Below are 9055 nucleotides of genomic sequence, written 5' to 3' on the forward strand. Positions count from 1 at the left end.
GACAAACTCGGCTAAATGTTAGATAATGCCATTCGGTTCACGCATCAGCGCCGGAACGGCTGGTGATTTTTGTTGACTAACATTTGGCCAAAAAATAAAAAATAATAGATTCAACGGAAAATTATAGTGATTCAATTAAAAAAACAAGTTTTCTATAGGTATTTTCAGCGTGATTATTGTTAGATATTTGATCCGCGAAACACTCAAGACACAGTTGGCGGTCTTTGTGGTGCTGTTTTTGATTTTTATCAGCCAGAAATTTATCGCTGTGCTGGCTGATGCTTCTGACGGTGATATTCCTTCCGGACTTATCCTGCCGCTGGTCGGACTGAACATGCCGACCATGGCGATGCTGATGCTGCCCCTGAGCCTCTATATCGGTATTCTGGTGACGTTTGGCCGCCTGTACGCCGAGAGTGAAATCACCGTAATGAACGCCACGGGTATCGGTAATAAGTTCCTGATTCAGGCGGCGATGCTGCTGGCCATCATTACCGGCGCACTGGCTGCGGGTAACTCACTGTTTCTTGCGCCGTGGAGTCAGGCCCGCACCGCCGAGGTGTACCAGCAGGTAGCAACCGACAACACAGTAGAACTGCTGCAAAAAGGACAGTTCCAGTCATCACCGGATGGTTCGGCGGTGGTGTTTATTGATGATATTGATAAAAAGAACCTGAAGAACGTGTTTATTGCGCAGCTGCGCCCCCGTGATTCAATCCGCCCGAGTGTGATGCTGGCGAAAACAGGTACGACTCATGAGCTGTCTGATGGCCGCCAGATCCTTAAGCTGAAGGATGGTAAGCGCTACGAAGGGATCCCGACCCGTCAGGACTATATGGTGACCGACTATGATGAGTACGAAGCTCTGATTGGTCAGAAAGAAGTGACCAGGGGCAGTTCTGGTTGGACAACCAAACCGACTATCGAGCTTTTGGGCGATGATGATCGCTATGCCCAGGCGGAGCTGCAGTGGCGGATCTCCCTTATCGTCTGTATTCCGCTGCTGACCATGATTGTGATCCCGCTGTCCGCGGTAAACCCGCGTCAGGGACGCTTTGCCAAGATGGCACCGGCAGTAATGATTTACCTGACCTACTTCCTGCTGCTGAGTACCTGTCAGTCTGCGATGCAGGAGGGGAGCCTGCCGACCTACATCGGTATGTGGGGGCTTAACGGTCTTACCCTGTTTATCGGTATCGCCATCAATGGTATGGACAGCATCTGGTTCCGTCGCATGAAAGATAAATTCCGTAAAAAGGTGGCCTGATCCGTGTTTAAGATCCTAGATTTGTATATTGGCCGCACCATTATGGCTACCACCGGCCTGACACTGACGACCCTGGTGGGGCTGTCTGCCATCGTTAAGTATGTGGAGCAGCTGAAGTCAGTGGGGCAGGGGGCATACACCGCCCTGCTGGCACTTTACTTCACCCTGCTGTCGGTTCCCCGTGATATTGAGCTGTTTTTCCCAATGGCGGTACTGCTTGGTGCGCTGATTGGTCTGGGGATGCTGGCGACCAGTTCTGAGCTGGTGGTGATGCAGGCATCGGGCTTTTCAAAAGTGGACATCGGTGTGTCGGTACTTAAAACCGCCGTGCCTATCATGTTGCTGGTAATGATGCTGGGCGAGTGGGGTGCGCCTGCGACCCAGAAAATGGCCCGTGATCTGCGGGCGTTTGCCGTCTCTGGCGGCAGTATAGTGTCGGTACGAAACAGTGTCTGGGCCAAGGATGCGGAAAACTATATCTTTATCGGTCAGGTCAATGACGAGACGCTGACGGCCGTGAATGTTTGGGAGTTTAATCAGAACCAGGAACTTGACCGGGTTATGAGTGCCAAAAAGGCGCAGTTCCTGGGGGATAAAACCTGGCGCGCAATGGATGTGGTGGAAACGGAGTTTGTGGATGGCAAAGAGATCAGCCGCCAGAGCTACGACAGCCTGGAGTGGCAGACCAGCATTTCTCCTGACAAGCTTCAGGTGGTATCGGTTCAGCCATCGGAGCTGGCACTGAGTGACCTTTACAGCTATGTCACCTACCTGCGTGATTCTCAGCTCGATGCTTCACGTTATGAACTGGCTTTCTGGCGTAAGGCAACCCAGCCACTGTCAGTAGCGGTGATGATGTTTGTGGCGATGTCGTTTGTTTTTGGTCCGCTTCGCAGTGTGACCATGGGTACCCGGATCCTGTCAGGTGTGGTCGCAGGCTTTGGTTTCTATATCTTTGCTGAAACCTTCTCTAACGTTAGTCTGCTTTACAGCCTGCCAGCCCCGGTTGGCGCGTTGGTGCCGAGTCTGGTGTTTATGGTGATTGCGCTGTTTATGATGCGACGAAAACTGTAAAAACGAGCGAAATCAAAAAAAGGAGGCCTGGCCTCCTTTTTTGATCTTTTCAGTTTGGCTATTGAGCTTTGGGCAGTACCACCATCTCAGTTTTTGCCCAGATGTCCTGAAAGCTGCGCTTTTTCGGATCAAACGGGACCGCCAGGTTACCCAGACCAAATACCGAGGTCGCAAGGCGGATCAGCGCCTGGGTGACAGTGATAGCTGAGCCATCTTCATTTTGTACTCTCAGTTTCCAGGCGCGCATGCCAAGTGTCTGCCCTGCTCGGGTCCAGAAAAAAACGAAGAAGCTAACCCAAACCGTGGCAAGATAAAGGGTATAGATCGGGCCAAGCTGAGGATGACGGGTCAGCATATCACTGGCGTCCAGATATTCACCGTAACTGAGCAGCCCCATCGCGTTGAACGCAAACATGAGCGCGATAACCAGCCCCCCGGCCATCATCTCAACAGCAATAATGATCAGCGCATCATAACAGAGCGCCCCAAGTCTTCGCAGCAGGCCTGCTGGTGGATTTTGCATATAGTGTTCCATTGCATTTTTAGTTTGTGCGACAGCATATAAAGATGCGCGGATTTAGGAAAGTGATTTGGCGCACAGCGACGAAGGCAATGTTGAAATAATCGCCAAACAAATGGTTTTTAAACATTAACCACTTGCACGCCGTCAGGCCTTCCGTATAATGCCAGAACAATTGAGGCAACAGCCCCAAATGCCGGTGTGGTGAAATTGGTATACACGACGGATTCAAAATCCGTTGCCTTCGGGCGTAGCGGTTCAAGTCCGCTCACCGGTACCATATTCTAAGACCCTGCTTTAGCAGGGTTTTTTCGTGTCTGGGGTACGGAACTCTCTCTCTCACAAACTGCGGTTGAAACTTTTCGTGTGTAAATATGCGTAATGAGGATCAGCCCATGCCTATTGAAGTTATCCAGCGTAAGTCTGGCAAGCGTTACCGTGCCCATTTGATGCGTAATGGTAAGCGTATTTCCAAAGTTTTCCCTCGTAAGCGAGATGCTGAGCTATATCTGGCCCAGATTCTGGCTAATGACGATCTTTCAAATCTTCTGACGAACAATGCCACCGCAAAAATGACACTGAGCGAAGCGTGTCGTGAATACCTTTCTCAACACACCGGCAGGGATACCTCTATCGGCCAGCGATTGCGCTGGTGGTGTGAAATGTATGGTGATAAGCCAACTGGTAAGGTGACAAAGGCGAACGTCAGAGATGCGCTAAGAGAGCTAAAGGGGGAAGGGAAGGCCCCTGCAACACTGAATCGCTATAAAGCCGCTCTGAGCGCTCTGTACGCTTTTCTTGGGGATGAGTTTGACTGTACACACAACCCGGCGAGGGAGGTGAAGCAGTTTAAAGAAGATAATGGACGTACTCGCTTCCTTGGTGATGAAGAACTGGATCGCTTGCTGGCCGCAACCCGAAACTCAAGTTGGGATCGTTTGTACCTGCTTGTTCTTCTTGCGGTAACTACAGGGGCAAGACGGAGTGAGTTACTTGGTCTTACATGGGACTGTATTGACTTCAGAAGTCGTACGGCACGTTTGGAGAGAACCAAAAACAGTGAACCAAGAGTACTGCCTTTAACGCCAGCGGGTATTGAAGAGTTATCCCGTTTTCGTGAGGTGGGCAAGGCTTATGTTTTCCCTCATCCGAACCACCAGCAAAACTACTTTCGAAACTTTGACAAGCACTGGCAAACAGCCCTTAAAACAGCCGCTGTATTGGATTTTCGATTCCATGACCTCCGACATACAGCAGCTTCGATACTGGCTAAGTCGGGGGCCTCTCTTTTGGAGATCTCCGAAGTGCTTGGACATAAATCAATCCAAATGACTCAGCGGTATGCCCACTTGTGTACAAAGCACAAGTCTAAGCTTATTGACAATGTAATGGGGAAAATTTCTTATGAACGATCAGGATCTACCGGACAACATCGAGGATATGGATACTGATGAGATGATTGAATGGCTATCCGAGGACAACATGGTTGTTGAAGAGCCACCAGCAGAAGAACTGTACCAAGCTTCAAGCACGGAAGAGAAGCAGGCTCTTATTAATAGGTTTGTGTCTGTTATGAGGGCTGGGGAGAAGCCAGATACAAGACTATTAGAATACATCCTTGGGAACTTAGAACTTGAGGCTGAGGGCAAGAAAGCGTGGCGTGTTGGGAGAGGGCAGAAAGCTGTTTCTGTCGATACTTACAATTGGCGCACATCAGCAGTTTTGGTGCTATGGGAGGCGGGAGCTACCCAGCGGCAGTTATCCGAAATAATTGGTGTGTCAGAAAGGACTATTAGCTCGTGGATTAGAGATGGCCGTCAAAATGTGGCTCGGAACAGGTATATTACAGAGTACATATGTGAAGCTATCGGTGAGTCCTTGGAAGCCAAGGACTTTGAAAAAGCTTGTAAGCTTCTTAATGATATACGCAGCCTTTAAGAGGGGGAGAAGTGTGGATGATTCTTAATTAGCATACTTGGCTTCAATATAGGAACTATCTAGAATGGCGAACACCTTGCTTTACACTGGTAGAGTACTTGCACTTTTTATGAGGATTCGAAGGCTTTATGGTTGACGAGCAGCTAATAACATGTGGCCTGATTGATTACTTAGAGGGCGCTTTTAGTTTTGATTTTATAGCGAGAGAAGTTCCTTTTTGCTCAGGAAGGCGGCGTGCTGATTTGGTGGCTGCTTGTAAGAAAAGTATGAGTACATATGCTTTCGAAATAAAGAGTGATGTCGACAACTTGGGGCGACTAGAGGGGCAGCTTGACGATTATAGAGACACGTTTAACTATGTATATGTTGTGACGACAGAAAAGTACGTAGAGGTAGTCAAGCAGTTTGGCTTATGGTTTGGTGTGCTTAAGTATAATGAGGCAGGGAAGCTTGTACTTGTAAGAAAAGCGCGGAAACGGGCTTTAATCGAAAAGCTCAGTGCTCGGCCACAACTGGTTCTTGATAGTGAACAACAATCCATAAATGATCTATATGTGAATTGGCTGTGCACACGATACGAGCCTCTCTATGCACTATTTTGCAAAGAAAGAGGAGGGGCTACTACCAGCCCCGCCGATTTGGGAATTCTGTCATTGCGTAGTGACAAGGTTCACTTATTTTAGCCAGTCAGCCACCCTGTGCATGTGTAGATTGATTCTTACTGATATCCAGTAAGATGGGCTCTTGCCATTGGGTTTCGTGCTTGCTGCTATTATCTCATCATATCCCCAGCATTCAATGGGATAGCGTTTAAACAGTGGTTCGAGAACAAGTGATTTTGCACAGTCTTTGTAGCCACCAGCATCTCGTTGCTTTCTGAAGAAAATAACCGAACTATCAAGAGGGTAGTCAATTCTTGGTACCCAGTTATATGCTGTGACATCATTCCTGAATGGGTGCACAGAGCCATAGTCACCATAGCGTAGTGAAAGCTTAGGATATGCTTTAACTAAGGCTTCATATAGAGAGCGCTCATATGTGTTAAATGAGCCTGAGAACTTGTTATTATGGTTTACCATTGCTGGGAATGAAGATGAGCAAATGATAAGACTCCCTAAGGATAGGTTGTCGTTAAGGCATTTGTTAATAAAAGAGCTTGCTTCAGCAATTCTTTGGTGATGGTTATCTTCGTTTACGTACTCCAAGTCGAGTATGCATGTAAAGGAAAAATCTTGAGCGGATTGTAGTAGCCTCTTAGCGATATCCATTTCAAAGTAAGAAGGCTTAAGTCGAATCGCGAACTGACCGCAGGTTTCGGTAAATGAGCGCATCTGGGATGTCAGTTCACCGGTTGTGCTATCGTCATAGGCTTGAATTACAGGGCATATGTTTAACCCTGATAACCTTAGTGATGCTACAAAATTTCTCCAGTTTTCAAAGTCATTGTGATCATCAAAGTAAGATTCTATCTGAGCATTAGTAAGGCTTTGTTCTGATGTGAGATCTAGGATGAAGTGGTTTTCTCCTACGATATCACGTACTTCCTCTACTCTTTTGAAAACATCTCCAATCTCATCTTTCTTGGATTTTCTCGCCTTAGTAAGCTCAAAAATGGGATGAATTTTACTCCCTTGCAAGCAGTTTGTATGCCTTAGGGCTCTGATCTCGGATACGGTCGTTTTCAATATTGGAAAGTAGTGTTCAGAACTCATATGCATTGCTCCTTATTACATCGGCTCTTTTTTTAACTGCGATACCTGATGTACCAAAGTGCTCAGCGATATCGTCAATTTTATTGGAGTTTTCACTAACAAACCGGACAAACTCTGATTTTGGCATAAGCAGAGCTCCCGCAAAGTTATCTGCCTCTAGCTCCTTGGTATCGTATTGCTTTCCTCTGTGAAACCTAACTTCTTCAATGATCTGGTTGTGTTCATCTCTGTGTAAGAAGTAGTGAGCAAGTTCATGGGCTAGCGTAAATCGCTGTCTTCGTGGGTGATGTAAAGCATTTACACATATAACCCAACGATACCCATCATGTTCAAGGTACCCAGATAGTTCTGATTCAAGAGGCATAAACTTGATACCCAAGTTAAGAATCTGGCAAAGAGATGTCAGATCTAGAGGCTCGGTCTCTATACCGTTCTGTTTCGCTATTTCTATAAGCTCTTGTGGGCTTTTTTGGTAGTGAAGTCCGGTAGTAGAACGTTGTTGTTTCTTTCTAATTCTGATTGCCATGTCTATTGAGTGCCAATGTCTACAACATTGCCTTCATCAGAAGCAGTTGAGGCTTCTAAGAGGGCATTGATATCTTGAACTGCAGCTGTGATTTTCTCGATTTCCAACTGGTGTTTCGCTAAGTCATCTTTGATTGAGCTGATGCTGTAGTCTTCTAGCGCTTCTTCATTTTTGCTGTAGATGACCGCTTCGACTTTTGACCAAAAAGAAAGAGAATCAAACAATTTATGCTGGAGTTGAACATCAATTGTATTGTTTAGTGAGTCTTCGCTTATTCTCTGCAAAGCATCGTCTAGATGAGATAGCTTAGGGCTGATTTTATCATCTACAACCTGCTTCGCTACAGCTTTAGCTTGTGCTTCCGCTTTTTCTTCAGCACTACCTTTCACGAAAAAGTATGTAAATAGACTCACAATAGTTATGAGAGTTACCAATACTAAAATTATGGTTGAGTAAAAAGAACCGATTTGGCCTAGTAAGTCCTCACTCGAAAAAATGAGATTTTTCTCTATCAGGCGATCAACTCGGAGTTGATCTACATAGCTTAGTTTAGAAGTGCTATCACTCAGAAGGAAAGGATCTGCAGTTAGAAGCTTTTGGACGTCCCCACCAAAGAATACTGCAATCACTACGAAAGTTATTGAGCTACCTAGAATAGTTGATAATACGAGTAAGAACGTTAAAAGAACTTTGGACATATGCATTAGGCCTTTACATCAATTGCATCTATTTTTTATGTAAAAATCTTTTTAGATCAATGGGAGAGGTTTAGATTTGTGCTGTTTAAGCAACAAATTTCATTTGGTATTGATTGTGTAACCCTCCCTGTTTTAGTGGCATTCTAAATTAGAGGTTTTCCTGTTTTCATGCCTTGCTAAATACTCCCAGGGAGTCAGATCATTCAGTGATTCATGAGGGCGTTCATCGTTGTACTCCCTCATCCAGTTTTCCGTCAGTTCCCGGACTTCACTCAGTGTTTTGAACACATACATGTCCAGAACTTCTGTCCGGTACGTCCGGTTAAAACGCTCGATATACGAGTTTTCTGTGGGCTTTCCTGGCCGAATGAACTCAAGTTCCACCTTGTTTTTTTCTGCCCATTCAGCCAAAGCGGTTGAGATAAACTCTGGCCCATTGTCCATTCGCAGTTTTCCGGGATAGCCTCTCCAGGCAATGATACGTTCGAGAACCCGTATCACCCGTGGAGCGGGCAGATTCAGGTCCACTTCAATCGCGAGTACTTCACGGTTGAAGTCATCCACGACATTGAATGTGCGAAAGCGTCTGCCACAGTTCAGTGAGTCACTCATAAAGTCGATAGACCAACAGCTGTTGACCCAGTCCGGGCATATCAGGGGCGCGGGCTCGCGCTTGGGTAAGCGTTTTTTGCCCTTGCGGCGCATGTTCAGTTTCAGAGAACAGTAAACACGATGAACCCGTTTATGGTTCCATGCATGCCCCCAACGCCTGAGCACGGCAAATACCTTGCCAAATCCGTATGCAGGATACCGCTCAGTTACTTCCTGAAGTTTGGCTATCACCTCATCATCCCGGTGAGGATCTGGCCGGTAGCGATATACCGAATCACTGATGCCAACTGCGCGGCAGGCCATTCTCAGGCTGGTTTGGAACTGTTTGCGAACATAATCGACCAGTTCCCGTTTAACCGCTGGCTTTAGAGCTTTTTTTCCAGAATGTCTTTGACAATGCGATGCTCAAGGCTGAGATCAGCAAACATCTGTTTGAGCCTTCGATTCTCATCTTCAAGCTCTTTCAGGCGTTTCACATCCGATGCTTCCATACCACCATACTTGGATTTCCAGTTGTAGTAAGTCGCATCAGAGATGCCATATTCACGGCAAACTTCATTGACCTTTCGGCCTGCTTCCACTTCCTTGAGGATCCTGACGATTTGTGTCTCTGTGTAGCGTGATTTCTTCATCATGCGTTCTCCGTTTGTTTCAGTGTAAACGGAAAAGCTCTAATTACTAGTGACCAGTTTTTTGGGGAGGGTTACA

General features: G+C 46.6%; 10 protein-coding genes and 1 tRNA gene. 6 read left to right on the top strand and 5 right to left on the bottom strand.

Going from position 1 to position 9055, the window contains the following annotated elements; translation table 11 throughout:
* Nucleotides 1-169 precede the first annotated feature (169 nt).
* Both lptF and lptG read left to right on the top strand, forming a co-directional pair.
* Complete coding sequence (gene lptF, locus ACVB80_RS23000) at nt 170-1267, top strand: LPS export ABC transporter permease LptF (protein ID WP_481083622.1); 1098 nt, start codon at nt 170-172, stop codon at nt 1265-1267.
* A 3-nt stretch (nt 1268-1270) separates the two neighbouring features.
* Nucleotides 1271-2341: an LPS export ABC transporter permease LptG gene (gene lptG / locus ACVB80_RS23005; RefSeq protein ID WP_481083623.1), complete on the top strand. Its 1071-nt coding sequence runs from the start codon at nt 1271-1273 to the stop codon at nt 2339-2341.
* Nucleotides 2342-2399: 58 nt separating this feature from the next.
* Here lptG and ACVB80_RS23010 read toward each other — a convergent pair whose 3' ends face one another.
* Nucleotides 2400-2864 (bottom strand): RDD family protein, encoded by a 465-nt coding sequence (locus ACVB80_RS23010; RefSeq protein WP_481083624.1) that lies wholly within the window; start codon nt 2862-2864, stop codon nt 2400-2402.
* A 192-nt stretch (nt 2865-3056) separates the two neighbouring features.
* Here ACVB80_RS23010 and ACVB80_RS23015 point away from each other — a divergent pair.
* The 4 genes from ACVB80_RS23015 to ACVB80_RS23030 all read left to right on the top strand — a co-directional run bounded on the left by ACVB80_RS23015 (nt 3057) and on the right by ACVB80_RS23030 (nt 5482).
* A tRNA-Leu gene (locus ACVB80_RS23015) sits at nt 3057-3141 on the top strand.
* A gap of 115 nt (nt 3142-3256) precedes the next feature.
* Nucleotides 3257-4312 (top strand): tyrosine-type recombinase/integrase, encoded by a 1056-nt coding sequence (locus tag ACVB80_RS23020; protein ID WP_481083625.1) that lies wholly within the window; start codon nt 3257-3259, stop codon nt 4310-4312.
* Nucleotides 4266-4799, top strand: coding sequence for a helix-turn-helix domain-containing protein (locus tag ACVB80_RS23025; protein ID WP_481083626.1), 534 nt, complete (start codon nt 4266-4268; stop codon nt 4797-4799). Before ACVB80_RS23020 ends, ACVB80_RS23025 begins: the two co-directional genes overlap by 47 nt.
* A gap of 128 nt (nt 4800-4927) precedes the next feature.
* Nucleotides 4928-5482 carry a sce7726 family protein gene (locus ACVB80_RS23030; RefSeq protein WP_481083627.1) on the top strand — a complete coding sequence of 185 codons (555 nt, stop codon included), beginning with the start codon at nt 4928-4930 and terminating at the stop codon, nt 5480-5482.
* On the opposite strand, the gene ACVB80_RS23035 is transcribed toward ACVB80_RS23030, so the two are convergent.
* The 4 genes from ACVB80_RS23035 to ACVB80_RS23050 all read right to left on the bottom strand — a co-directional run bounded on the left by ACVB80_RS23035 (nt 5474) and on the right by ACVB80_RS23050 (nt 8979).
* Complete coding sequence (locus tag ACVB80_RS23035; RefSeq protein WP_481083628.1) at nt 5474-6511, bottom strand: beta family protein; 1038 nt, start codon at nt 6509-6511, stop codon at nt 5474-5476. The genes ACVB80_RS23030 and ACVB80_RS23035 overlap by 9 nt on opposite strands.
* Nucleotides 6501-7037 (bottom strand): ImmA/IrrE family metallo-endopeptidase, encoded by a 537-nt coding sequence (locus tag ACVB80_RS23040; RefSeq protein ID WP_481083629.1) that lies wholly within the window; start codon nt 7035-7037, stop codon nt 6501-6503. The genes ACVB80_RS23035 and ACVB80_RS23040 overlap by 11 nt, the downstream gene beginning before the upstream one ends.
* Nucleotides 7038-7039: 2 nt before the next feature.
* Nucleotides 7040-7735 carry a hypothetical protein gene (locus ACVB80_RS23045; RefSeq protein ID WP_481083630.1) on the bottom strand — a complete coding sequence of 232 codons (696 nt, stop codon included), beginning with the start codon at nt 7733-7735 and terminating at the stop codon, nt 7040-7042.
* Between the two features lie 132 nt (nt 7736-7867).
* A protein-coding gene (locus ACVB80_RS23050) for an IS3 family transposase (protein WP_481081072.1) occupies nt 7868-8979 on the bottom strand; the annotation gives its coding sequence in 2 pieces (ribosomal slippage) (nt 7868-8727 and nt 8727-8979; 1113 coding nt in all).
* Nucleotides 8980-9055: the final 76 nt, after the last annotated feature.

The organism is Vibrio sp. 9-16B-A1, assembly GCF_056726165.1.